Raw genomic sequence first — 24438 nt, 5'->3', positions numbered from 1 at the left:
CTTAGTTCACGATGCTTGGGCGACTGAGCCGTGAATATGATACTGCGTTCCGGCCAGCATTTCGAGAAGCACGTCGGGATGCTGCGGCCGATGGAACAGGAAGCCCTGGCCGTAGTCGAGGCCCATCGAGACAAGCGTCGCACATTCCTCTTCGGTCTCGATGCCTTCGGCGATCACGGTGCAGTTCATCTTGTGCGACAGGGTGGTGATGCTTTCTATCAGCATTCGGCTCTTGCGACGAACATCCGGCGACCCGTCGTTGATGGCACGGGTGAAGGATTGATCGATCTTGATGATGTCGACCGGGAAGCGATTGATGTAGCTCAGCGAGGAATAGCCGGTGCCGAAGTCGTCGAGGGCGATGCGGCAGCCAAAGCGGCAGATCTCGTTGATGATGGTGCGGATTTCCGGATTGTCGTCCATCAGGACGGCTTCGGTGATCTCGACGACGATGCGCTCGGGCCGGATGTTGTAGCGGTCGAGAAGACTGACGATCCTTGCGGGCAGCGCGGGCTCGAACTGGATGGGCGAGAAGTTGATGGCGAGATAGGCGTCTTGCATGCCCTCGATCTGCTGCATGCGCGCCAGGCCGCAGATTGCCTTTTCCATGATGCGGTTGCCGATGCGGATGATCGAGCCTGTTTCCTCGGCGACGTCGATGATGCTCTTCGGCGGCAATATGCCTTTTTGCGGATGATGCAGGCGCATCAGCGCTTCGAAGCCGGCAATCGAGCGATCCTCGATATTGACGATCGGCTGGAGGTGCGCCTCGAACCAGTCCTCGTTCAGGCCATTTTCGATGTAGCCCTCGATCTCGGCGCGACGGCGGGCATCGTCCAGCATGCCGTTGTTGAAGACCTGTGCGCCGTTCTTGCCGTCACGCTTCTTCGCATACATCGCCATATCGGACTTAAGGAGAAGTTCGGAAGCATTGGAAGCGTGTTTGGGGTAGATCGCGATGCCGATGCTGGCGCTGAGGCGGGCGTCGCCGACGAAGGGAACCTCGAACATGTCAGCGATGCCGGCTGCCATTTCGAACGCCCGTTTCTCGGCATCTTCCGACAAAAGCAGGATTGCGAACTCATCGCCGCCAAGACGGGCGGCGATGTCTCCGGGGCCCAGACGGTCATGCATTCGCGACACCAGCTCGCGCAACGCCGCGTCGCCTGCCGCGTGGCCCAGATTGTCGTTAATCCACTTGAAGCGGTCGAGGTCGATGAAAAGGCAGGCGAGTTCGCGTTCGCGCAGGTCGGCTTCGTTGATCTTGGCGTCGAGCGCCGTCTCAAAACCTTGGCGGTTAAGCAGGCCGGTCAGGTGATCGGTGATCGCCTGGCGAAGGTTGCGGTCCTCCGACTGCTTGAGATCCGTGACGTCTGTCATCACCGAAAGTGTGCGGCCATTCTGGATCGCGGTGGATTCCAGGACCAGCACGTCTATGACGCGGCCATCCCGGCAAAGAAATTTAACGGTCACGTTCAGCCGCGCGCCGCCGTCGTGGCGGTTTTCCTTGCGCTGAACATAGTCCTCGCGCGAATCCGGCAATACGAGGCTCGCGAACTTGCGGCCGATCATGTGGTCGCGCTCATAGCCGGTCGCGGCGAGCCAGTAATCGCTGACTGCGACGATGCAGTCGTCGGCGTCGAGCGAGAACAGCATGGCCGGCGTCAGGTTGTAAGTATCCGTCGCGCGGCGATGGGCCAGCCGAAGCTCGGTCTCCTCGCGCTCCAGCTTGCTCTGCATTTCGTTGAAGCTGCGGGCGAGCCGGCCCATCTCGTCGTTCGACTGCCAGTCGACATGGTGACGGGAGCCGAGCTGGCGTGTCGCTTCGATTGCGTGGGTCAGGCGCATCAGCGGCTGGATAACGAAAATGCGGTTGCCGATGAGCGCGGTACCGAACACCGTCAATACAGCGAAGATGAAGATCGAGATGAAGACGACCTCCTCATGCTTCAAGCCGTCGAACAGGCCGAGCGCCGGGTAATAGACCGTGATGGTACCGAGGCTCTTCTTGCCGTCGACCGTGTTGTAGACGATCGGCCGGGAAATGGCTTCGAGCTCGCCGGTGTAGGACTTCGGGATCGTCGACTGGGTAACGTCGAGCTGGCCGGATGTATCACGGACGTTGACCCGGACTATGGCGCCCTCGGCAACAGTCGTGGCGCTGATCTGGGTGACACTGTCCTCATCGAGATCCCAGAGCGGCTTGGCAAGCGCCTGGGCGTTGGCGACAAGCAGGACGGAGATATGGTCGCGGATTTCCTTCTCGGCACGTTCGGAGGAAAGAAACAGAAACAGCACGAACAGGGGTGCCACGAATACAAGCAGAGCGCCGCAAACGATTGCGAAAAATCTGTTTTCTACGGAATTACTCATGGTTCCGCTTCTCTCCCGCACCGGAAGCGGGGCGTGTTACAACTTTATGCTGCACGCTTTCATGAATTTGTTAAATGTTGCTGAAACGGCTGGGTTAATGGTCGCTAATAGAACGGAAATTGCTGAAATTCCTCTTATCGGCCGGTCGAGGAAGTTCGAAGACAAAAAAACCCGCTGTCCCGACCGCGGCGGTATCGCCGTTCCGGAAAAGCGGGTTTGTATCCTTGCGGATGGCTTAGAGGATTAAGCTTCTTCTTCGCCTTCTTCGCCCGAGAGGCCGCCTGCAGGTGCGATGATGGTCGCAATCGTGAAGTCGCGGTCGGTGATGACCGGAACCACGCCCTTCGGCAGGGTGATCTGGGAGATATGGATGCTGTCGCCGATCTTCGCGCCGGTGAGGTCGACGGTGAAGGCTTCCGGGATCGCATCGGCCGGGCAATGGACTTCGACTTCGTGGCGAACAATGTTCACGACGCCGCCGACCTTGATGCCTGGGGACTTGTCTTCGTTGATGAAGTGGACCGGAATTTCAACGGTGACCTGGGTGTTGCCAGATACGCGCAGAAAGTCGACATGCATCGTGAAGTCACGGACCGGATCGAGGTGGTAGTCCTTCGGCAGAACCTTGATCTTCTTGCCACCGATGTCGATCGTAACGATCGTGGTCATGAAGCCGCCAGCGTGAATACGCTTGGTGACGTCATTGGTGTTCAGAGTGATCGAGATTGGGGGCTGCTTGTCACCGTAGATGACAGCAGGAATCAATCCGTTGCGGCGAAGTTCACGGGCGGACCCCTTACCGACCCGTTCGCGCGCCTCGGCCTTAAGCTCATAGCTTTCGTGGCTCATGGCTATTCCTTTTCAAGGTTATATGGAGAGTTTTGCCGTCGCGGCGAGCCGCTCTTGACGAAACTGGAGGAGGACGCGAGCCCACCTCATCCGCGTTGCCTCCAAGGGTGTCTATGCGGACGCGTGCCTATAGTACAAAGAAGGTCGAAACGCAAGTTGGCTTGGCGACTGCTGGAATGGCGGACAAAAAGGCGCCCGAAGACAATCCCGCCGCGTCCAATTATCGGCCTTTCAGCTTATCGGTTGTATATCGACAGAAAGCTTTAAGGATCAAGTTGGAATTCCATCAAAATTAACAAAATATACTTCTGCGGGTGAGCATATTCCAATCTAATTCAAATATTACGGTTCCCAGCATGTTCAGACTGATTACCTGCATCACCGTCCAGCATAGTTTCACCGATCTGATCTTCGCTACGATCATCTGTGTGCTTGGGTCTGTGCTTGCGATGCGGCTGTTTTCGCGGGTGCGCAGGACCCAGGGGATCCAGAGGCTCAACTGGCTGTTCCTGTCCGGCTTCGTCGGCGGTTCGACGATCTGGACGACACACTTCGTAGCGATGCTCGGCTACAAGACGCCTGTCGTCAACGGCTACGACCCGACACTGACATTGATCTCGCTGGTTGTCGGTGTCGTGATGACCATCGCAGGATTCTCCATCGCTTCCGTCAGCCGCAAAGGCGCGCTGATCGAGGCCGGTGGGGTGATCGTCGGTCTCGGCATCGTGCTGATGCACTATATCGGCATCGCGGCCTACCAGGCGGCGGGGCAACTCGAGTGGGACCGGGCCTACGTGATAACCTCGATCATATCGGGCGCATTCTTCGGAGCCGTTGCCACCAACCGCATCGGCCGGCCGGTAACGCGGTTCTGCAAATACGGCTCCTCCTCCGCGCTGATCCTCGCGATTGTCTCGACCCACTTCATCGGCATGGCGGGGCTGACGATCAATCTCGATCCGAGTATACCGCTTTCGCCGGAAATCATCTCGGGCGGCATCATGACCGGCATTGTTTGCGCCGTGATGGCGATAATCCTTCTGCTCGGCGCCTCGACCTATGTCATCGACATGCAGTCGACGCAGGCGGCGGTCGAGCGCTATCGGCACCTTGCGCTCCATGATCCACTGACGAACCTGCCGAACCGGGCGGCCTTCAACGACCACCTGGCTGGATTGACGAACCGTCCCGCCGACATGGCGGCTCATGTCGCCGTGCTCTGCTTCGATCTGGACCGGTTTAAGGAGATCAACGACGTGCATGGCCATTCAGCCGGCGACCATGTTCTAAGGACGGTGGCCGAGCGCCTCGGCAACGCCATGCAGCACGGCGAATTCGTCGCGCGCGTCGGCGGTGACGAGTTCGTGGCCGTGATGCGCGACTATTTCATCCGCGCCGATGCCAGAGCCCTCGCACAACGTGTTCTCGACGAGGTCACCAAGCCGATCGAGTGGAATGAACATATCCTCTTTGTCGGCTCAAGCGTCGGCATCTCGACCTTTCCCGGCCAGGCGTCGAACGTCGACGACCTGCTGTCGCAAGCCGACATCGCCATGTATCGCGCCAAGTCAACGGTTTCGAACACGATCTGCTTCTACGATCCGTCGATGGACCAGGCGGCGCGCGAGCGCAATGCGCTGGCCATCGAAATGCGCGAAGGTCTCAAGCGAGGCGAATTCGAGCTGTATTATCAACGGCAAAACGATACCGTCAGCCGCGAGGTCGTCGGCTTCGAAGCGCTGCTTCGCTGGCTTCACCCGCAGCGCGGCATGGTCTCGCCGGTGGAATTCATCCCGATCGCCGAGAAGACGGGTTTCATCTTCGAGCTCGGCGAGTGGGTGATGCGAGCAGCCTGTGCAGAAGCCGCCTCGTGGAAGCGTCCGCTGCGCATTGCCGTCAACGTTGCGCCTCAACAGCTCACCGACCCGCGGCTACCGGGGCTCGTCCACGAGATACTGCTTGAAAGCGGGTTGTCGGCTGCGCGCCTGGAAATCGAGATCACCGAATCAAGCATCATCTCCGACCACCAATATGCGCTGCATGCGATCCGCCAGCTGAAAAAGCTTGGGGTGAAGGTGGCGATGGACGACTATGGCACCGGCTATTCTTCGCTTTCGACATTGCAGAGCTTTCCATTCGACAAGATCAAGATCGATCGCGCCTTCATCGATGGCGTCGTCACCAGCAAGCAGTCGGCCGCGATCGTTCGCTCGACGCTGATCCTTGCTGCCAGTCTCGACATCCCGGTGCTGGCGGAAGGTGTCGAGCGCGAGGAACACATGGAATTCCTGCGCAACGAAGGGTGTCTGCAAGTGCAGGGCTTCCTGTTCGGAAAACCGACGCCCCGATCCGGCATCGAGGATATCGTCAACGGAACTGATGGCGCAGCGGGCGAACCGGACGCGGAAGCAAATGCCGAGCTTCGCGGAGAGCAGGGCAAGGCCGCGGCTTAATATACCTGAAGTTGCTGCTTTCTGCCGTCTGGTCGGTTGACATCCGACCCGAGAGTCTTCCACATTCCCGCCGCCGAAGCTGCCAAAAAAGAGAGTTCGATTTCATGCGTTCCAATGTATTCGCCGCCGCCGCATTTTTTAGCCTCGGGCTCACGGTCTCATCCCAGGCGGCCGACGTCAGCGAGCAGGGCGCGAAAGATTTGCGGGGCGTGCTCACGCAGTATCTGTCGCGCGACCTTGCCGATAGCGGGTTCATCACCGTCAAGCCGTCGACCAATCGCTATGAAGTCACCTATGACCTGTCGAAATTTTTCGACAAGATCAGCTCTTCCAATTTCTCGATTGCCGGTCTCAAGCCTTTGACGATGTTCGCAGCGCCGATGGACAAGGGGCTGTGGAGCATCGATGGCGACAACTCCCTCGACATCTCGGCGCATTCGAAGATGGGCGACGCGCCGGCGACCGACATCAGCTATTCACTGGCGTCGCTCGTCTATACCGGGGTCTTCGACCCTGGCATCAGCTATCTACGCTCGCTTGATGTGACCGCTAAGGACATCAAGATGTCCTCGAAAAGCGCCGCGCAGACGGTCGAGGCCACCATCGCCGGAATGACCTCCAAGCTTTCGACGACAGACACCGGCAAGCCGGGGAAGATCGACTTCCTGACCAGCGGCACGATGCCGGGCTTCTATGAGAAGATCACCGCGCCGACGGTGCTGCCGGTCGAAGTGCGCGCCGATGCGATCGATTTCAATGCCAAGGCGACCAACGTTCCGATCAGGGAGCTGCGCGAGCTGGTGCGGTTCGTGTTCGAACACGTCAAGGCGAAGACGTTGTCGAAGAGCGGCGGCGACAAGTTCAAGGCGCTGATCCGCGATGCGTTGCCGCTTTTCGGCTCGCTGGAGGAGACGGCGTCGGCCAACAATCTCTCTGTCGTGACCGACAAGGGAAATTTTGGGCTGAAGAAGCTCGACTACTCTTTCCACATGAACGGCGTCACCAAGGCGTCCAGCATCGGCTTCGGCATGAAGGCGGATGGGTTCAAGCTCGATGCCGGGATGATCCCGGCCGGCTACGAGGCCCTGGTGCCCGATACGACCGTTATCGAGGTCGGTATTCCCGACATGAATTTTGCAGCCGCGATGGACATCTTGCTGGAAGCCGATTTTTCGAAGGCCGAGCCTCTGTCCAAGGCACAGACCGACAGGATCGGGGATGTCGTATTCCCGAAGGGATCGGTGACTGTCGATTTTCCGAAGATCGCGGCGACGTCGGGCGTCTATGATTTCGAGGTTTCAGGTAGCGTTACCGGCTATCCCAAGCAGAAGGACCGCTACTCGCTGCAGGCGTCGATCCTCGCCCGCGACTACGACAAGACGATCGAATTCGTCCAGAATGCCGCCAAGACCGATGCCCAATTGAACCAGGTCTCGTTCGTGATGATGATGGCCAAGGGGTTTGCCAAGGTCGATGCCGACGGCCGCCAGCGCTGGGACGTGAGCGTTGCCGACGACGGCACTTTCACGGTCAACGGCCAGGTGATCAAAGCGCCGAAGTAAGAACTGACGTCACTTTTTAAGCCGTCAGCTGAAAGCCACGCTGTCTCAGCATTGAGACAGTTGTGGCGCTTTTGCTGGGCCAGAACGACATCGTTCCGCCTTTAGTATTTGCAACTGTCTCCATTCCGCGACACACTCGTCGGGCTTTGGGAGGAGCAGATGCAGAACGAGATCGCTCACGCCGAGCGCGTCTATTTAAGCGCGCAACAGAAATCCGCCGCAGCCAGTTCCCCGATCATCGCTTCCTGGTGCCGTTGCATGACCATGCATATGCTTGCACCGGAGGAAGCACGCGGCCCGTTGAGGCTAACCGAGCAGGAGTTCCGCGCTGTTCGGCAGCAATCCGAACGGCTGATTGCTGAATCCGCCGAAGAACTTGACCGGCTTTTTTCAACTGTCGGGAAAGCCGGATGCTGCCTGCTTCTGACCGACCGCAACGGCGTCGCCCTTGATCGCCGTGGCGCCATCAGCGACGACAAGGACTTTCGCAGGCTGGGTCTCTGGCCGGGGTCCATCTGGACGGAGGCGAGCGTCGGGACGAACGGCATCGGCACCGCGATCGCCGACGAGCGCCCGGTCGCCATCTTCCGCGACCAGCATTTCCTCTCCTCCAATATCCGGCTGAGCTGCACCACCGCGCCGATCCGCGATCATCGCGGCCAGATAACCGCGGCGCTCGATATCTCGACATGCCGCGAAGACGTCAACGAGGTGGCGCTCGCCATTTTGTCCCAAGCCGTCCGCGATGCGGCGCTGCGCATCGAAGCCAATCTTTTCCGCAGTGCCTTTCCGGGCGCCCGCTTTGTCATGGTACCTGCAGGCGCGAACCCGACGGCGGCATTGCTCGCCGTCGACAAGGACGACCTCATCCTCGGTGCAACCCGTGCCGCGCGGTTGGCGCTGAAGCTTGACGACGCGCATATTGCGGCCGGGCTACCGGCTTCGGACGCATTGCACGAGCATCGGAACGACGACGGTGGCGACCTTGTCGAGGCCGAACGGGCAGCACTTCGCCGCGTGCTGTCGCGGACAAGCGGCAATGTCTCGCAAGCCGCCACGCTACTCGGCATCAGCCGCGCGACGATGCATCGCAAAATGAAGAAGCTGGAGCTGCATTAGGGCGTTGCGAGGATTTGGGGATACGGGATTTCCCAAGGGGCGGGGAGGTATGCTCCCCCGAACGTTGGCCAGATAAAATGGCGATGTCACCAAACGAGGTAGGTGAATTTCGTACCGTTCTGGTTGATACCTGCGTACTTTCCTGTTGCCTTGTCCCGCAAGAGCCCATCGTCTCCGATGACGGTATATTGCGCCAGAGCCTGGTTCATACCTCTTACATCATAAGTTCCGCTTTCGCCCGATTCCGTGCCGTCTGCATGGTAATAGTTGGTTTGGGTCATTGTTGCACTGACACTCATGGTCGACATATCGGTTTTTTGAAGCGTGCCTTTTGCTAGTGCATCGAGATAAGCCTTGGCCCCGTCCGCTTCCGGTCCTTTGCCCCTCGCTTCTTCTCGCACGTAATCGAGTGCCATTTTCTGGGCAGCCTCGTCGGAGCCCACGGTGCCTGTACCGGTTGCCGTCTCACTGTAGTCACCGTTTGCCGAATAGGCTTTCTGGGCGTTGATCATCTGGAAAAGAGTGTCGGATTGCTTCTGATTGGACACCAGCTGGATGATCGCGCCAAGAGCATTGCCGGTCTTCAGCGCATCGTCCCTATTGCCGGTAACGCTATTGAGCAGTTTCTCCGCACCAGACGTATTGGCGACTGGCGAATTGTCGCTGATCCCAAAAAGCGACAAGATCGGACTGCTGGAAAGAGAGTTCACTGGCGAAATCATAATATTTCCCTCAAATGGTAGCCACGGCCCCGGAGCAACGGGCGGCCTCAAAAGCGCGAGGGAGCATTATGCTCGCTTGCACCCTAGGCTGACGATGCGGGGTCACGATGGGTTTCAACACTCAAAAGACGTTGTAGGTAAATTTCGTGCCATTCTGTGAGACGGTGGCGTATTTGCCGGTTGCCTTGTCCCGTGTCAGACCATCATCTCCAACGGTGGCAAATTTTTTCAGGAACTGAGCCAGCCCCTTTATGTCATAGGTTCCGCTTTCGCCCGATTCCGTGCCGTCTGCGTGGTAGTAGTAGGTTTGGGTCATTGTCGCGGTGACGCCCATTGTCGACAAATCGGTTTGTTGAAGCGTGCCTTTGGCCCGTGCATCAAGATAGGCTTTCGCTCGGTTCGCTTCCGGTCCTGTTCCGCCAGCTTGGGCATTTGCGCTCGCCAGCGTCGAGGCCGTCATCTGCTGTTCCGATATCACCGTGCCCGTGCCGGTTGCGGTCTCGCTATAGTCCCCGCCTGCCGCATACGCTTTCTGGGCGTTGATCATCTGGAAAAGGGTGTCGGACTGCTTCTGGCCGGACACCAACTCAATGATCGTGCCAAGAGCGTTGCCGGTCTTCAGAGCGTCGTCCGTATTGCCGGTAACGTTATTGAGTAGTTTCTCCGCACCGGACGTATTGCTGGCTGGCGAACTGCTAATCCCAAAAAGCGACAAGATGGGACTGCTGGAAAGAGAGTTCACTGGCGAGATCATAATATTTCCCTCAAATGGTAGCCACCGCCCCGGACCAACGGGCGACCTCAGAAGTAGGAGGGAGCATCATGCTCGCTTGCACCCTAGCGCGCTAACGCTGAATACTAAGTTAATTTCTCTTAAAGGTTGCTTTTTGAATTTTTTATCAACTTTTAGCTACATTAGCTGAAATGCGCCCCGTAGGGTTCAGGCCTCTATTGAAATTGCACATCTTTTTTAGTGATCTCTGATCAAGAAATTTTCAGCACCTACCTCACAAGGAAAGCTTAGGCGAGGGCTGGCTTTCTGCCTCAAACTGAGGTTGTTGAAAGTTGCGTGACTTTTCGCGCAATTTTAAACCTAAAAGAGATTAATATGAAGAACCTATTGAAGCTCCCGCTTGTTGCGACTGCACTTTCCGTCTCCGGAGCCGCTTTGGCGAATGCCGCCACAGTAAATCTTTCGATCACCAATGCTTCTGCGAAAACGATCAGTGTGGATACAGTCCCTCCGTGCACGAATTGCACTACCGTAACTGCAGGGACGATTCTCTCCAAAGAGACTCGTACTTCAACCGCGGCTACCACAACGGGTGCCACGAGCCTTACCTACAGCATTGATTATTCGCAATATTTCGGAATGCCTTTGACCAAGAAGGGTTGCAGAGCACTAATCACGATTACATTCTTGGATGGCGTTCCCTCTGTTACCAGCCACTCATGGAAATCTTACGCCAGCAATTCGTCATGCACGACAACTTCTTCTCCGTCCATCAATGGACAAGGCGAGATAAGCTGGAACGTGAGATACAACGCTAGCTAGTGCTAGCTGGGGCACCTAAGCGGTGCCCTCAAGACCGAACAATGCATTTGGGTATTGTCCGGTATGGCCTAGCAACCCAGGAATGCCGGCCCCGCTGTCGCACAAGTGAAACACTGTGCACTGCGGCATTGATCCGGTGCCCTACCTATCGACACGAAGCGGGTGCAGCTTCCCTCCATCGGTCCTGTCAGGGCCAGTCTATGATGGAGGATGTCATGCTGCACCAGAAAATCGTCGAGTCGCCGTTCAAGCTGAAATACGGCAACTATATCGGTGGCGAGTGGCGCGAGCCGATCTCGGGCAAGTATTTCGAGAACGTCACGCCGGTTACCGGCGGCAAGATTTGCGACATTCCACGTTCCGACGAGAAGGATATCAACGCCGCCATCGATGCGGCTCATGCGGCCAAGGATAAATGGGGACAGACGTCGACGACCGAGCGGTCGAACATCCTCATGAAGGTTGCGCAGGTGATGGAGGACAATCTCGAGCTGCTCGCCAGGGCGGAGACCTGGGACAACGGCAAGCCGATCCGCGAGACGATGGCTGCCGACATACCGCTCGCGATCGACCATTTCCGCTATTTCGCCGCCTGCATTCGCGCGCAGGAAGGATCGATCGGCGAGATCGACCACGATACAGTCGCCTATCATTTCCATGAGCCGCTCGGGGTTGTCGGACAGATCATTCCGTGGAACTTCCCGATCCTGATGGCCGCCTGGAAGCTGGCGCCGGCGCTTGCCGCAGGCAACTGCGTCGTCATCAAGCCGGCTGAACAGACGCCTGCATCGCTGCTCGTCTGGGCTGAGCTCGTCGGCGATCTATTGCCGAAGGGCGTGCTCAACATCGTCAACGGCTTCGGGCTCGAAGCCGGCAAGCCGCTGGCGACCAGCCCGCGCATCGCCAAGATAGCCTTCACCGGCGAAACCTCGACAGGGCGGCTGATCATGCAATATGCCAGCCAGAACCTGATCCCGGTCACGCTCGAGCTCGGCGGCAAGTCGCCGAACATCTTCTTCGACGATGTCATGGCCGCAGATGACGATTTCCTCGACAAGGCGCTGGAAGGCTTTGCGATGTTCGCATTGAACCAGGGCGAGGTCTGCACATGCCCCAGCCGCGCGCTGGTCCAGGAAAGCATCTACGACCGCTTCATGGAAAAGGCCGTCAAGCGCGTCCAGGCCATCAAGCAGGGCAACCCGCTCGATAGCGCGACGATGATCGGGGCGCAGGCTTCGACCGAGCAGATGGAAAAGATCCTGGCCTACCTCGATATCGGCAGGCAAGAAGGTGCTGAAGTGCTGACCGGCGGTGCCCGCAACGATCTCGGCGGCGAGCTTGCCAACGGCTACTATATCCAACCGACGATCTTCAAGGGTCACAACAAGATGCGGATCTTCCAGGAGGAAATCTTCGGGCCGGTGGTCTCGGTGACGACCTTCAAGGACGAGAAGGAAGCGATGGAGATTGCCAACGACACGCTCTACGGCCTCGGCGCCGGCGTGTGGAGCCGCGATGCCAATCGCTGCTACCGTTTCGGCCGCGGTATCCAGGCAGGTCGCGTCTGGACCAATTGCTACCACGCCTATCCGGCGCATGCGGCGTTCGGCGGCTATAAGCAATCCGGTGTCGGTCGCGAGAACCACAAGATGATGCTCGACCACTACCAGCAGACCAAGAACATGCTGGTCAGCTACAGCCCGAAGGCGCTCGGCTTCTTCTGAGAGCCCGGCGTGGACTAGCCAAAAGCCCTCTCCCTGTTCTGCAGGGGGAGGGCAACGGCATTTATAGGAGGCAGCGAATGGAGACGATCAATGGCGAACCGCGGGTACTGGCTACGGAGGCGGCACTGGAGCTGATCCGCGAGATCCAGGTGGATCACCCGAACGTTCTCTTTCACCAGTCCGGCGGCTGCTGCGACGGCTCCTCGCCGATGTGCTATCCGGCCGACGAGTTCATGGTCGGCGATAATGACGTCAAGCTCGGCGAAATCGGCGGCGTGCCGGTCTATATCGGCGGCAGCCAGTTCGAGGCCTGGAGGCATACCCAGCTGATCATCGACGTGGTGCCGGGCAGGGGCGGCATGTTCTCGCTCGACAACGGTCGCGAGAAGCGGTTCCTGACGCGGTCGCGGTTGTTCAATGGCGGCGAGGCTTGTGCGGTGCCGCTGGTGGCTAGGCGGGTGTAATGAGGCCGGAGCTATCGGCAGATCTCCCCCTCGTGGGGGAGATGTCACGAAGTGACAGAGGGGGCGTCCGAATTCGAGGAGGGTTACCCCCCTCTGTCGGCATAGCCGACATCTCCCCCACAAGGGGGGAGAGTGGACCGATTTCGCCGCGTCTCAATCGAACAGGCTGGAAACCGATTCTTCCTGGCTGGTGCGGTTGATGGCTTCGCCGATGAGGCTGGCGGTGCTGACGACGCGGATGTTGGGGGCGGACTGGACCGCGGTCGTCGGCTGGATGCTGTCGGTTATGACGAGCTCCTTGAGCTTGGACGAGGTGACGCGGGTGACCGCGCCGCCCGAGAGCACGCCGTGTGTGATATAGGCAGTGACGCTGGTGGCGCCGTTCTTCAGCAGAGCTTCAGCCGCATTGACCAGCGTCCCGCCGGAATCGACGATATCGTCGATCAGGATGCAGTCCTTGCCGGCGACGTCGCCGATGATGTTCATGACTTCGGATTCACCCGGGCGGTCGCGACGCTTGTCGACGATCGCCAACAGACAGTCCAGCCGTTTGGCGAGTGCCCGGGCGCGCACCACGCCGCCGACGTCGGGCGACACCACCATGATATTGCTGATGTCGTAATTGGCCTTGATGTCACGCGACAGGATCGGCATGGCATAGAGATTGTCGGTCGGGATGTCGAAGAAACCCTGGATCTGGCCGGCATGCAGGTCGAGCGTCATGACGCGGTCTGCGCCGGCTTCGGTGATCAGATTGGCCACCAGCTTTGCCGAAATCGGCGTGCGCCCACCTGCTTTTCGGTCCTGCCGAGCGTAGCCGAAATAGGGAAGGACTGCGGTGATGCGCCGGGCGGACGAGCGACGCATTGCGTCGATCATGATCAGCAGTTCCATAAGATGGTCGTTGGCCGGAAACGATGTCGGCTGCACGAGGAAGACGTCTTCGCCGCGCACGTTTTCCTGGACCTCGACGAAGATCTCCTGGTCGGCGAACCGGCGGACGCTAGCCCTACCCAAGGGAACATTGAGATAATTGCAGATCGCTTCGGCAAGGTGCCGGTTCGAATTGCCTGCGAAAACCTTCATTGTGGTCCGCCTATTGCCAACTTGATAGCCGCGCTTTTAACGGGCCTGATCGCGAATGCAAGGGGTTAGGCTCAATGGGCTTTAACATTTCTGCCAGTGAAGGCCACTATCCACCGCGCGTTGCGCGCCAGGAGGTAAAGTCGGCCATGGTCTTGGTGGCGATCTGCTGCATGACGGAGGCGGGGACAGCGGTCCACGGGTCACCCTTTTTCAGCGGCACGCTTTGCGTTCCCTGAATGCGGTGCAGGCGGGCGCCGCTGTTGTCGAGCACGTCCCAGACATATGACACGGTGATCTGGGGACCATCGGCGAAGGCGGTCAGGTAGCCCTTAAGGATGTAGCTGCTCGAGGTGTCGCCGGAGCTTTTGATTGAGAGGCCGTTGGCGCGTGCTTCCTGGCCGAGCTGACGAGACAACGGCGTCACCGCCTCGACGGGCGCGCCGATGATCGGCAGAAAGCGGATGGTGTTGCTATCGGCAGACGAGGCGGGCGGCAGCGAAGCCTGTTGCTCGGGCTGTGGCTGTTCCGGCTGCTGGGCCTCTTCCTGCTGCTGTTCTTCTTGTTGGACGGGCTCTCGCCGCCTTGGCATCGGCTGTTCGTCGAGGCGTCGGTCGGCCTCCTCCTGCTCGGACAGCGTCGAGGGCGGGGCGCCGTAGCCGGTGGTGCGCTGCTGCGACTGTCCGTCGTCCAATGGGCGCGATGCTTGCGGATTGACGCCGCTGGTTCGAAGGGCATCGGCCTGCTCGTCGAGCGTCGCGGACGACGCGGCTGGATAGGGCTGGTAGGCCTGCTGATTATAGTCGGAATGGTAGGTGTTCTGAGTTTCGGTTCCGAGGACGCGCGGCGGCTGTGCCGCGGCCATCCGCTCGGTATCGTTCTGCGTCACGGGCGAAGAGCCGTTGTCGGACATGTCATCGCCGATACCGACGCGCGGCGTGAGTGCGTCGGTCGTATTGCAGGCCGCAAGCAGAAAACAGAGGACAACCGATATCGACGCAGTTTTGACCAGTCCCATCGCCCGACCCGCCCTTTCCTAGTGCATATCGGAGAGATTGGCGAAAGCGGCAGCCGCTTTCCTCAATTCCAATCGTGCCGGGCAGTCTACGGCATCAACGGTTAAGAAAGTCGAGCGAATGCCTCGAAAGTGTCTTCGGGCCCTGCGAGGTCGTCAGATAGGTCTGGCCAAGGGTCATTGCCGTGCCGGTATCGGAATCCATGATGATCATGTGGATGAACAGCGACATGCCTTCGAGGATTTCCTGCGGATTGCCGACATGGAACATCTGGTGCTCCATCCAGGATGGAGAGAAGCGGGCGCCGAGCGAATATCCGCAGGCGTTCAGCCGATGCCTCGCCAGCCCGCGCTCGTCCATGATCTTGGCATGCATGTCGAAGACATCGCCGAACACATGGCCGGGACGAAGCACCGTCTCGATCGCCTGGATGGTTTCGAGGCAGGCGCTATAGAGCTCGCGGTGGCGATGGGTCGGTTCGCCGATGACCACGGTGCGCATCATAGCGGCGTGGTAATGCGCGTAGGTGCCGGCCCATTCGAGCGTCAGCTGGTCGTTGGCCTCGAGCTTGCGGCGTCCGGCCTTGTAGCGGCAGAGCAGCGCGTCGTTGCCGGAGCCGATGATATATTCGTTGGCCGGATAATCGCCACCGCCGGTAAAGACGGCGCCCTGCATGGCGGCAAGGATATCGGCTTCGTCGGCGCCGGGCCTGATGATGGCGAGTGCCGCGTCGAGGGCATCGTCGGCGAGTACTGCCGCGCGCTCGACATAGGCGATCTCGGTTGGGCTTTTTACGAGGCGAAGGCCACTTACGAGGTATGAGGCGTCGACGAGCTGGCCGAAGCTGGTCAATTGGCTGTCGAGCAGGCGCGCAACCCGGCCGGTCATGCCGTGGGTGTCGTATTCGACACCGATGCGGGTGCCGAGCAGGTCCATTTCAACGAGCAGGTTCTTCAGGTCGAGCGTCGGATCGGCGTTGACGCGATCGACCCAGACATGGACGTCCTGGATGACAGAGGTCTGGCGCGCCTGGCGCAGATCGGCGGAACGCGTCAGCAGCGTCATCGTGCCGTCCGCCTTGACGACGAGCGTCTGGAAGAAACAATAACCGAAGGTGTCGTAGCCGGTCAGCCAGTACATGCTTTCCTGCGCGAAGAGCAGCATGACGTCGAGCTTTTCCTCCTGCATCTTTGCAGTCAGCTTGGCCAGGCGTTCACCGAATTCGGTCGCTTCGAAATGCAATGCCATTAGAAGGTATCCTCAATTGCGATGGCTGAAATCTGTCGTCCGTAGTCCGGTTCCTTCGCATGCGTAGTGCGGCGATAGGAGAAGAAACGTTCGGTGTCGGGATAGGTGCAGAGGTCGAGGCTTTCGGCCGATATGCCTGATGCGAGCAGTCGATCGACGGTCAATGCCTTCAGGTCGAACATCGAGTGGCCCGAGCGCTCCGACGGCGCAAAATACTTGAAGTAACTGGGATCAACGCCCACGAAGCGTTCAACGAATTCCGGTCCGACCTCGTAGTTCGCCTGGCTGATCGACGGTCCGAGACAGGCGACGATCGCCTTTCTCTTGGCCCCAAGCGCCAACATCGCCTCGACGGTGTTTTCGAGCACGCCGTTGAGCGCGCCTTTCCAGCCGGCATGGGCTGCGCCGATGACCCGGTTCTCAGGATCGGCAAAAAGGATGGGGCCGCAGTCGGCGGCGAGCACGCCGATGGCGAGGCCCGGTGTCGCCGTCACCATCGCATCCGCCTCCGGGCGAACGCCGTCATAGGTGGCATCAACGGTGACCACATCGGGCGAGTGGACCTGGTGTACGGTCGCGAGCTTTGCGAGCGACAAGCCAAACCAGGCGGCGACGCGGCGGCGGTTCTCGTTGACGTTGTCGCGGTCGTCATTCGATCCGAGGCCGACATTGAGACCCCGGTATATGCCGTCGGAGACGCCGCCTTTGCGGGTGAAATAGCCGTGGCGAATGCCGGCTTTGCCGGCGCGCCTCAGAAGCGTACTCTCGATCGGAGTCGGCAATGCGTCGTCCTTCATCATGCGGCCATGGTTTTCGGGGTGCCGTCGCTGTTGTCGCCAGCCTGTCCGGCGAAGCGTCCTTATTCCCCAATGTTGGCCCGCGGATACGCTCGCTGTCAATCCACCGGGCGGAATGGCATCAGATCGATGGCCGGGCTGGAGACCGCCAGCACTTTGAAAAGTTCTCCCATCTTGCCTTCGCCGGCGCCGGCAAGCCGTTCGACGGCAAACTGGATTCCTTGCTGTATCGCGCCGGCCTGCTCGCGACCGAGGGCTGCGGCGCGTTCCATCAGGCCGAGGCCAATGAGGAAATCGCCCTGGTGGGCGCAGCCGTTGATATGCACGCCGGAGGCGAGGGCGGTCTCAGCCAGATGCTGGAAGTCGACATGGCTTGTAAGATCGGCTTCTCCGGGATGCTCCAGCGGGGGATCGTATTCGTGCATGCGGACAGCCTGCAGCGTATCGCCGAATGCCGTCGTCATGTGGCCGTAGTCGATGACCAGGGCGGTGCCGCCATGGGCCGCCAGCCGGTCGCAGATCATCGTCATCACCGCCTGGCGGGCGGGGGCGATCTCGAAGGTTGTACCGAGCGGCAGCGGGCGCGACGTATCGGGGAGCAGTGTCGGGTCGAGGGTTGCCACGCCGGCCGCGAAGGTCAGTTCGCCATCGATATCCAACCCGATCACCCGCTCCCGAAAGCCGTTGGCAGTGCGTACGAACTGGCGGATCGGGATGGCGTCGAACAACTCGTTGGCGGCAAGCAGGGTGAAGCCTGACGGCACTTCGTCGAAGCCCGAATGCCAGGCAATCTTGCCTTCGTAATCGGCAAGCGTCTGCTGCTGGAAGCCGCGCAGCCGCTCGCTTGTTTCGACCAGATGTATGCCAAGCGTCTCGTAGAGGGCGGGCGCAATGCGGGCAATGACCCGCAGCATGTCCGACATCATCGTGCCGCGACCCGGCCCGATCTCGACAAGGCGGACGTCAGCGGGCATTCCGTGGCGCTGCCAGGCATGCACCATGAAAATGCCGATCATCTCGCCGAAGAGCTGGCTGACTTCGGGCGCCGTGACAAAATCACCTGATGTGCCAAAGGGCTCGCGTGTCTTGTAGTAGCCGTATTCGGGATCAGCCAGGCACAGCGAGAAATAGTCGGTCACGCTGATCGGTCCGGTTGCCCGGATGATTGCCTTGATCTTCTCGCCTAGAGCTGTCGTCATCGCAAATGGCCCCGACCGGTATCAAGCCAGCTTGCCTGTGGCATGCCGGGCGCGCAAGATCGCCCAGATGCCAAGCAGGATCATCGGCGACGACAAGACCATGCCCATCGTCAACCAGTTGGTGCCGAGGAGATAGCCGAGTTGCGCGTCAGGTTCGCGGAAGAATTCGACGAAAATGCGGGACAGCGCATAACCGATCACAAAAACGCCGGTGATCGTGCCCGGGGTCTTCAGCGCCAGGAACCGATAGGTCATCAGCGCCAGGACGAGGAAAAGCACGATACCTTCGAGCCCGGCCTCATATAGCTGGCTCGGATGACGCGTGAACGGGCCTCCGGTCGGAAAGACCATGGCCCATGGAGCGTCGGAGATGCGGCCCCAGAGTTCGCCATTGACGAAATTGGCGATACGCCCGAAGAAAAGCCCGATCGGAACGACGGCAGCGACGATATCGAACAGGCTCCACACGGGAATCTTGCTGCGCTGGGCAAAGAGGATCATGGCGATGGTCGTGCCGATCAGGCCGCCGTGGAATGACATGCCGCCGTTCCAGATTTCCAAGGCGCGGATCGGGTTTTCGATGACCGCCTGCAGGTCGTAGAACAGGATGTAGCCGATGCGGCCGCCGAGCACGATGCCAAGCGCCACCCAGACGATGAAATCGTCGAGATGAGCCACTGTCATCGGCGCGGTGTCTCCCCGCCACAGGCGGCCTTGATTGACGACCCGCCGCGCATAGGCCCAGCCGAGAAGAATGCCCGCGACATAGGCCAGGCCGTACCAATGGATAGCCAGCGGCCCAAGCGAGAATGCGATCGGATCGATTTCCGGATAGGGCAATATGGCAAGAAGGGATGCGGCTGTCTGCAATGTGTTCGGTCCGTTGATTTGGCCGGAACATGCCGTTGCGGCGGGTATCGGTCAAGTCGATTGTTGTCGAGCACCCCTTCAGCGCGCAATGCATCCCGTCTCGCGCAGCGCTAAACCGCTTGCATCGGGACTTCCGAAATCCTACGTCAGGACTATCTAGGAAGTGAAAGACTTGCCCCATCATCAGTCGGGCCTACGGCCGCAAGGGAGACCCATCATGAGCACTGGACCGAACCGCATCATGGACGAATTCGCAAAGCTGATGACCGATGCCGCAGGCGCTGCCCAGGGTGTTCGCCGCGAAATAGAAACCGCCTTCAATGCTCAGGCTGAGCGTTGGCTGAACAGTATGGATATCGTCAAGCGCGAAGAATTCGAAGCCGTGCGCGAGATGGCCATCAAGGCGCGCGACGAAAACGAAGCATTGCTGGCAAGGATTGAAGCATTGGAAGCCCGTTTGGCTTCGAAAACCAAATAATAGAGCCGGAGATGGGCTTGGCAGAGCGCGGCACACCTCGATCGCGCTCTTTTTCACAAAAAATTAATCAAATTTATCGTGCCTGTGGACACTGTCAAAAAAGCCAATCGGCAGAGTCGCTTATGACTCGCTCCTGAATCTAAATCCGAGAGGCTATCCACAGCGCTGCGAGCGAATTGCGGATTGAGGGGATGGCGCAGGGTTCATGCCGCTATACACTGATTTTAAATGATGATTCGGAACGGACTTGGTAAGCCTCAGGCATGGTATTTGCGTTAGCCTGGCGTTGGTTCGACATCATTCCCAGTGGTTGTCCCGGAGTAAAAGTATCTGTGTCGTTTTGTGTCGAAACACGAAATAGCGAGATTCATTCCGGTCAAGAAGGTGCTGCATGAGCCTGATGGAAATTGAATTTGAACGACAGTCGAATCCGGTCGATATGATCGAATTCGTCGCCGCCAATAATGACTGGTCGTTCGAACGGTCGGGCGAAGACGAGCTTGCCATGACTGTCGCAGGGCACTGGGCAGATTATCATGTATCCTTCTCCTGGATGGAGGAGTTCGAGGCGCTGCACATCGCCTGCGCCTTCGATGTCAAGATTCCCGATATTCGCGTCAACGAAGTCATCCGCCTGCTTTCCTGCGTCAATGGCCAGGTGCTGATGGGGCATTTCGATCTTTGGCGCCAGGAGGACATCGTGATCTTCCGGCAGTCGCTGCTGCTTTCGGGCGGCGCCGAGCCGACGAATCGGCAGGTGGAAGTGTTGCTTTCCAATGCGCTCGATACCTGTGAGGCCTACTACCAGGCGTTCCAGTTCGTCGTCTGGTCGGGCATGGAAGCCAAGCGCGCCATGGAAGCTGTCCTCTTCGAAACAGTAGGCGAGGCCTGAGATGACATCGGCAGCAACGTCAGGCGCCTCCGCGCTCTCCGGCCCGATCGTTCTGGTCGGGGCGGGGAATATGGGCGGCGCGATGCTGACGGGCTGGCTGAAAAGCGGCATCCCCGGCGCCTCCGTCATCGTGGTCGATCCGGGTCCCTCCGCTCAGATGCTGAAGCTGATCGCCGATGCGGGGGCCGCGCATGCGACCAGCCTTGCCAGCGCCGTCAAGGCGGGCGTTCTCTTTCTTGCCGTCAAGCCGCAGGTCATGGAAACCGTGCTGCCGGCGCTGAAGGCGGCGGTTGGGCCGGAGACGGTCGTGGTGTCGGTCGCGGCCGGCAAGACGCTGGCTTTTCTTGAAAAACACCTCGGCGAGGCGGCGATGGTTCGCGCCATGCCGAACACGCCGGCGATGATCGGGCGTGGAGTTACCGGCGCCTTTGCCAATCAGCGCGTCGGCGAACACCAAAGACAGCTTGTGCAGAACCTGCTGAAAGTTTCTGGCCCTGTCGAATGGGTTCCCGCCGAGACGGACATCGATTCCGTTACCGCGGTCTCCGGCAGCGGACCGGCCTATGTATTTTATCTCGTGGAGTGCATGGCGGAGGCGGGCCGGAAGCTCGGCCTGCAGGCGGACCTCGCCATGCGCCTCGCACGGGAAACCGTCGCGGGGGCTGGCGAACTTCTGCACCAGTCCCCCGATGACGCTTCGCGATTGCGCCAGAACGTGACTTCCCCCGGCGGCACGACGGCGGCGGCGCTTGCCGTGCTGATGGCTGAAAACGGAATGCAGCCGCTTTTCGACGAAGCTCTCGAGGCAGCGCGCAAGCGTGCCCAGGAACTGGCCGGCTGATTCAAGGGAACTTCAATGGCGGGTGAATCACCAGCGGCGACCGAGATTACCTATGGCGATTTCGAGCGCGTCGACATCCGCGTCGGGACGATCGTCGAGGCGGGGCCATTTCCCGAAGCCCGCAAGCCGGCGTTCAAGCTGAAGATCGACTTCGGCCCCGAGATCGGCATTAGGAAATCCTCGGCGCAGATCACGGTGCATTATACGCTTGAGACGCTCGTCGGCCGCCAGGTGCTTGCCGTCCTCAACTTCCCACCCCGCCAGATCGGCCCGTTCCGCTCCGAGGTCCTGACCCTCGGCTTCGAGGACGAAGCCGGCGCCATCGTTCTTGCGGCCGTCGAGAGGCCGACGCCCAATGGCCGCAAGATGATGTGATCTTGACGTCGCTCAGGTCTATTTATTGAAGAGGATTTGAGATGCGCGCCACAAGACCAACCGTCTCGCCGTCTCGAAATGCGGTGTCGACCACGACAGCGACAATGTAGCATGCGCGACCGACGAGCAGACCAAAGAAGGTCAAAGACATCAGGCCAGTGACATATCGGGCAATGAGCGCGCGCTTCGACGTCGAGCGAGTTAGAAGCCAGTGGGTAAGGTTCCTTGCCCCTTCCATGACAGCGACGACCAGAAAAAGCGCGGTGAGCGCGAGACCGCTCGCTGCTGCAGCACCAATCACCCAGAATGTCATGAGGCACCCCGCATATACCAGCAGCTCTCGTTTGGCGCGTGCGCTATCGAGAACCCTGCTCCGGACGAAAAGGAGGATGCTGCCAAATCCTCGCGATTTCGTCCCAATTCGTGTCGGCAGCGGATTGATCATTTCGTCTGCGCCACAAAAGCTTCCGCTCCCTCGCGGACGGAGGCGAGGCCCGAATAGGCGCTCGAGCATCCGCCACCCAGCGAGCAGAGCGCAAACAGGAGCAGGCTATTTCCGTCAATCTTGAACAATTTCGGCTCCGTTGAACGCTTCAAAGGAAGCCGTTCCTGGAGGCAAAAAATAGCCGCTCTAATATTTAGGTGGCTGTTGTTAGATTAAGAAATGTTGCCGAGCCTAATTCAATCTTCTACTTAAGAGATATATCACAGTATCTTCCCGTCAGGGATGTTGGTGAGAGAGGGGAGATGAAATTCGACGACGAGGCCGTTTGGCTTCCGATCGGACAGGCGAAGGCTTCCGCCGTGATGCTGGATGATACCTTTCGCAATCGGAAGGCCGAGGCCAAAGCCTCCTCCCTTTCCGACCTTCCTGGCCTTATCCACTTTAAAGAAGGGCTCGAGGACGCGCTTTTTCAGCGCTTCGGAAAGCCCAGGACCATCATCGCTTATGGTGATATCGGCACCGCCGTCAGGCATTTCGATCAATTCGATTTCGACAAGGGCAGCGAAACGAGATGCGTTGTCGATCACGTTCGAGACGGCACGAATTAGGGATTGCGGCCTGCATGTATATGCAAGGCGCCGAGGTCCCTTGAATGTCACGGCAACGCCGACGTCTGAGAAATCAGCAACCACGGTCTGGAGCAGGCTTGTCAGATCGACCTTTCGAGGGGTCTCTTCCACGGGTACCTTGTTGAGGAAGGTGAGGCACTCATCGGTCATTTCCGTCAATGTCGAGATGTCCGCCAGCATCGATTGCCGAAGCTCGGGCTCCTGCGAGCGTTCGGCCCGCATTTGCAAGCGTGTGAGCGGTGTTCTCAAGTCATGGCTGATTGCGCGGAGCATTTGCGTGCGATCCCCGAACATCCGCAGGATCCGGCTGCGCATCGTATTCAGAGATTCCGCCAGGCTTCGTATCTCCAGCGCGCCAACAGCGTTGAATTGTTCATTGGAATTGTCGTCGAGGCTGATGCGTTCCGCCTCCGCAGCGAAGCGGACCAACGACGACGTTATCCGGCGGCTGGCGTAGAATGCGATCAAAAGTGCTGCGAGCATGATGACCGCGATTATCGTCAAGCCCCGCACCGACGCCTTCGTAAGCCAGGGGAATGAAGGTGCTACCGGCACGCGGAAGGCCAGGGCTCGACTGGGATCGAGGCGCACCACCAGCAAATCCGTCAATTGCCCATCGACAACGGCACCTTGTAGCGACCGGTCGGTTTCAGGTCTTCCTTTTCCCAGGAGGAGCCTGGCAGCAGCATTCGGGGCGTGCGGAATAGCATTGATGCCGTCGGTATCGCTGGCGGAAACGATGGATGCCGACAGGCCCGCACGTGCACTGGCCTGCAGCACCGTATCCTCGGCTTGAGCCGACCCCGCGAACCGGACCTGATCGGCGACCATTTCAACGCCGCCGACAACGTGGTTTGCCCATTCTGCCCGACTTTCACTGTTGTTGATCGAAAGCCAGAAGGCGCTGGCGACGACAGACAAAATTACGATCGGAAGGGCGGTGAGCATGAAGATCTGGTCGCGTATGGACCCCAGGTTCAATCCCCATCTCATCTCTCGCTCTCCACCTTTGGGGTGAAAAGATAGCCGCCGAGCCGCACGGTTCTGATGAGCGTCGGCTCGCGAAGGTTGGGCTCGATCTTTTGCCTCACCCTGCTGACGTGGACATCGATACTGCGCTCAACCGGACCGGCTGCTCCGGCATGGGTCAGTGCGAGAAGTTGCTCTCGGGTCATCACCCGCCCGGGATTGCGGCAGAATGCGAGGAGGATATCGAATTCCGCCGTCGTCATCGATACTTCCACGCCTTCCGGATCGCAGAGCTGCCTGGCCGTCGCGTCAATGCGCCAGCCGGCAAACCTCATAGGGGCAATACGCTCAGTTGTTGCGGAGCCGTAGGATGCCCTTCGCAGGAGGCCTTTTATCCGCGCCATCAGTTCGCGCTGGTTGAAGGGCTTGGTGACATAGTCGTCCGCGCCAAGCTCCAGCGCCACGATGCGGTCAACGTCCTCCCGAAGGGCCGTCAACATCAAGATCGGAGTCGTGCCGGCGGCACGAAGCCGTCTGCAAATACTGAAACCGTCTTCTCCGGGAAGCATGGCGTCCAGGACGACCAGATCGAAATCATGGCGGCGCCGGAGCCGATCCATCTCGCCGGCAGATGTTGCCGCCGAGGCCTCGTAACCGTTCTCGATCATGAGCTCCACGAGCATCTCAGCGATATCGCGGTCGTCCTCGACGATCAGGATGCGAGGTTTTTCGGCAGAGGCGTTGTTCATTCTGGTCATCGGTTACCATGGCAACA

General features: G+C 59.3%; 24 protein-coding genes. 10 read left to right on the top strand and 14 right to left on the bottom strand.

Features of this window, described 5'->3' with window-relative positions; all coding sequences use genetic code 11:
* Positions 1 to 6: 6 nt before the first annotated feature.
* Entirely contained in the window at positions 7 to 2373 is a 2367-nt protein-coding gene (locus CPY51_RS13075; protein WP_111160644.1) for an EAL domain-containing protein, read from the bottom strand.
* On the opposite strand from CPY51_RS13075, the gene CPY51_RS13070 reads away from it, so the two are divergent.
* On the top strand, positions 2372 to 2620 hold the full coding sequence (locus tag CPY51_RS13070; protein WP_111160643.1) for a hypothetical protein: 249 nt from the start codon (positions 2372 to 2374) through the stop codon (positions 2618 to 2620). The genes CPY51_RS13075 and CPY51_RS13070 overlap by 2 nt on opposite strands.
* Here CPY51_RS13070 and CPY51_RS13065 read toward each other — a convergent pair.
* Entirely contained in the window at positions 2617 to 3222 is a 606-nt protein-coding gene (locus CPY51_RS13065) for a 50S ribosomal protein L25/general stress protein Ctc (RefSeq protein ID WP_111160642.1), read from the bottom strand. The two genes, CPY51_RS13070 and CPY51_RS13065, sit on opposite strands and share 4 nt — an antisense overlap.
* A 356-nt stretch (positions 3223 to 3578) precedes the next feature.
* Between CPY51_RS13065 and CPY51_RS13060 the strand changes: the two genes are divergently transcribed.
* From CPY51_RS13060 to CPY51_RS13050, 3 genes are all read left to right on the top strand, one after another.
* Positions 3579 to 5675, top strand: a complete 2097-nt coding sequence (locus CPY51_RS13060) for a putative bifunctional diguanylate cyclase/phosphodiesterase (RefSeq protein WP_111160641.1) — start codon at positions 3579 to 3581, stop codon at positions 5673 to 5675.
* 104 nt (positions 5676 to 5779) lie between these two features.
* On the top strand, positions 5780 to 7237 hold the full coding sequence (locus CPY51_RS13055; RefSeq protein ID WP_111160983.1) for a hypothetical protein: 1458 nt from the start codon (positions 5780 to 5782) through the stop codon (positions 7235 to 7237).
* 159 nt (positions 7238 to 7396) lie between these two features.
* Positions 7397 to 8356, top strand: coding sequence for a GAF domain-containing protein (locus CPY51_RS13050; protein ID WP_111160640.1), 960 nt, complete (start codon positions 7397 to 7399; stop codon positions 8354 to 8356).
* 86 nt (positions 8357 to 8442) lie between these two features.
* Here the strand turns inward: CPY51_RS13050 and CPY51_RS13045 are convergent, their stop codons facing one another.
* Together CPY51_RS13045 and CPY51_RS13040 are read right to left on the bottom strand one after the other, a co-directional pair.
* Complete coding sequence (locus tag CPY51_RS13045; RefSeq protein WP_111160639.1) at positions 8443 to 9078, bottom strand: hypothetical protein; 636 nt, start codon at positions 9076 to 9078, stop codon at positions 8443 to 8445.
* Between the two features lie 121 nt (positions 9079 to 9199).
* Positions 9200 to 9832, bottom strand: coding sequence for a hypothetical protein (locus CPY51_RS13040; protein ID WP_111160638.1), 633 nt, complete (start codon positions 9830 to 9832; stop codon positions 9200 to 9202).
* A gap of 1016 nt (positions 9833 to 10848) precedes the next feature.
* Between CPY51_RS13040 and adh the strand changes: the two genes are divergently transcribed.
* Together adh and CPY51_RS13030 are read left to right on the top strand one after the other, a co-directional pair.
* Positions 10849 to 12357, top strand: coding sequence for an aldehyde dehydrogenase (gene adh / locus CPY51_RS13035; RefSeq protein WP_111160637.1), 1509 nt, complete (start codon positions 10849 to 10851; stop codon positions 12355 to 12357).
* A 77-nt stretch (positions 12358 to 12434) separates the two neighbouring features.
* Positions 12435 to 12821, top strand: a complete 387-nt coding sequence (locus CPY51_RS13030; protein WP_111160636.1) for a DUF779 domain-containing protein — start codon at positions 12435 to 12437, stop codon at positions 12819 to 12821.
* Between the two features lie 153 nt (positions 12822 to 12974).
* On the opposite strand, the gene CPY51_RS13025 is transcribed toward CPY51_RS13030, so the two are convergent.
* The 6 genes from CPY51_RS13025 to lgt form a co-directional block, all read right to left on the bottom strand.
* Positions 12975 to 13907, bottom strand: a complete 933-nt coding sequence (locus CPY51_RS13025; RefSeq protein WP_111160635.1) for a ribose-phosphate pyrophosphokinase — start codon at positions 13905 to 13907, stop codon at positions 12975 to 12977.
* 106 nt (positions 13908 to 14013) lie between these two features.
* Positions 14014 to 14922, bottom strand: a complete 909-nt coding sequence (locus CPY51_RS13020; protein WP_111160634.1) for a hypothetical protein — start codon at positions 14920 to 14922, stop codon at positions 14014 to 14016.
* A 94-nt stretch (positions 14923 to 15016) separates the two neighbouring features.
* A complete protein-coding gene (locus CPY51_RS13015; RefSeq protein WP_111160633.1) occupies positions 15017 to 16168 on the bottom strand; it encodes a M24 family metallopeptidase in 1152 nt (383 codons plus the stop codon).
* A complete protein-coding gene (gene pgeF, locus CPY51_RS13010; protein WP_111160982.1) occupies positions 16168 to 16965 on the bottom strand; it encodes a peptidoglycan editing factor PgeF in 798 nt (265 codons plus the stop codon). The genes CPY51_RS13015 and pgeF overlap by 1 nt, the downstream gene beginning before the upstream one ends.
* A 98-nt stretch (positions 16966 to 17063) precedes the next feature.
* Positions 17064 to 18164: a class I SAM-dependent methyltransferase gene (locus tag CPY51_RS13005; protein WP_111160632.1), complete on the bottom strand. Its 1101-nt coding sequence runs from the start codon at positions 18162 to 18164 to the stop codon at positions 17064 to 17066.
* Positions 18165 to 18185: 21 nt separating this feature from the next.
* Positions 18186 to 19034 (bottom strand): prolipoprotein diacylglyceryl transferase, encoded by an 849-nt coding sequence (gene lgt / locus CPY51_RS13000; RefSeq protein WP_111160631.1) that lies wholly within the window; start codon positions 19032 to 19034, stop codon positions 18186 to 18188.
* A 217-nt stretch (positions 19035 to 19251) separates the two neighbouring features.
* Here lgt and CPY51_RS12995 point away from each other — a divergent pair, with 217 nt between their 5' ends.
* From CPY51_RS12995 to CPY51_RS12980, 4 genes are all read left to right on the top strand, one after another.
* Entirely contained in the window at positions 19252 to 19512 is a 261-nt protein-coding gene (locus CPY51_RS12995; protein WP_111160630.1) for an accessory factor UbiK family protein, read from the top strand.
* A 391-nt stretch (positions 19513 to 19903) separates the two neighbouring features.
* Positions 19904 to 20404, top strand: coding sequence for a type III secretion system chaperone family protein (locus tag CPY51_RS12990; protein ID WP_111160629.1), 501 nt, complete (start codon positions 19904 to 19906; stop codon positions 20402 to 20404).
* Position 20405: 1 nt separating this feature from the next.
* The gene (proC, locus tag CPY51_RS12985) at positions 20406 to 21245 is read left to right on the top strand and encodes a pyrroline-5-carboxylate reductase (RefSeq protein ID WP_111160628.1); all 840 of its coding nucleotides are present in this window, start codon (positions 20406 to 20408) and stop codon (positions 21243 to 21245) included.
* A gap of 15 nt (positions 21246 to 21260) precedes the next feature.
* On the top strand, positions 21261 to 21620 hold the full coding sequence (locus CPY51_RS12980; protein ID WP_111160627.1) for a tRNA-binding protein: 360 nt from the start codon (positions 21261 to 21263) through the stop codon (positions 21618 to 21620).
* A 22-nt stretch (positions 21621 to 21642) separates the two neighbouring features.
* Here the strand turns inward: CPY51_RS12980 and CPY51_RS12975 are convergent, their stop codons facing one another.
* The 4 genes from CPY51_RS12975 to CPY51_RS12965 form a co-directional block, all read right to left on the bottom strand.
* Positions 21643 to 21933, bottom strand: coding sequence for a hypothetical protein (locus CPY51_RS12975; protein WP_146260125.1), 291 nt, complete (start codon positions 21931 to 21933; stop codon positions 21643 to 21645).
* A 128-nt stretch (positions 21934 to 22061) separates the two neighbouring features.
* Complete coding sequence (locus tag CPY51_RS33810) at positions 22062 to 22193, bottom strand: hypothetical protein (RefSeq protein WP_275540473.1); 132 nt, start codon at positions 22191 to 22193, stop codon at positions 22062 to 22064.
* 132 nt (positions 22194 to 22325) lie between these two features.
* Positions 22326 to 23687, bottom strand: coding sequence for a sensor histidine kinase (locus CPY51_RS12970; protein WP_111160625.1), 1362 nt, complete (start codon positions 23685 to 23687; stop codon positions 22326 to 22328).
* Positions 23684 to 24412: a response regulator gene (locus CPY51_RS12965; protein ID WP_111160624.1), complete on the bottom strand. Its 729-nt coding sequence runs from the start codon at positions 24410 to 24412 to the stop codon at positions 23684 to 23686. The genes CPY51_RS12970 and CPY51_RS12965 overlap by 4 nt, the downstream gene beginning before the upstream one ends.
* Positions 24413 to 24438 lie beyond the last annotated feature (26 nt).

This window comes from Arminella tubonensis, from assembly GCF_003240585.1.
Classification (GTDB): Bacteria; Pseudomonadota; Alphaproteobacteria; order Rhizobiales; family Rhizobiaceae; genus Rhizobium; species Rhizobium tubonense.
The sequence above is the reverse complement of the archived record's forward strand: the minus strand, read 5'-3'. Positions and strand labels throughout refer to the sequence as shown.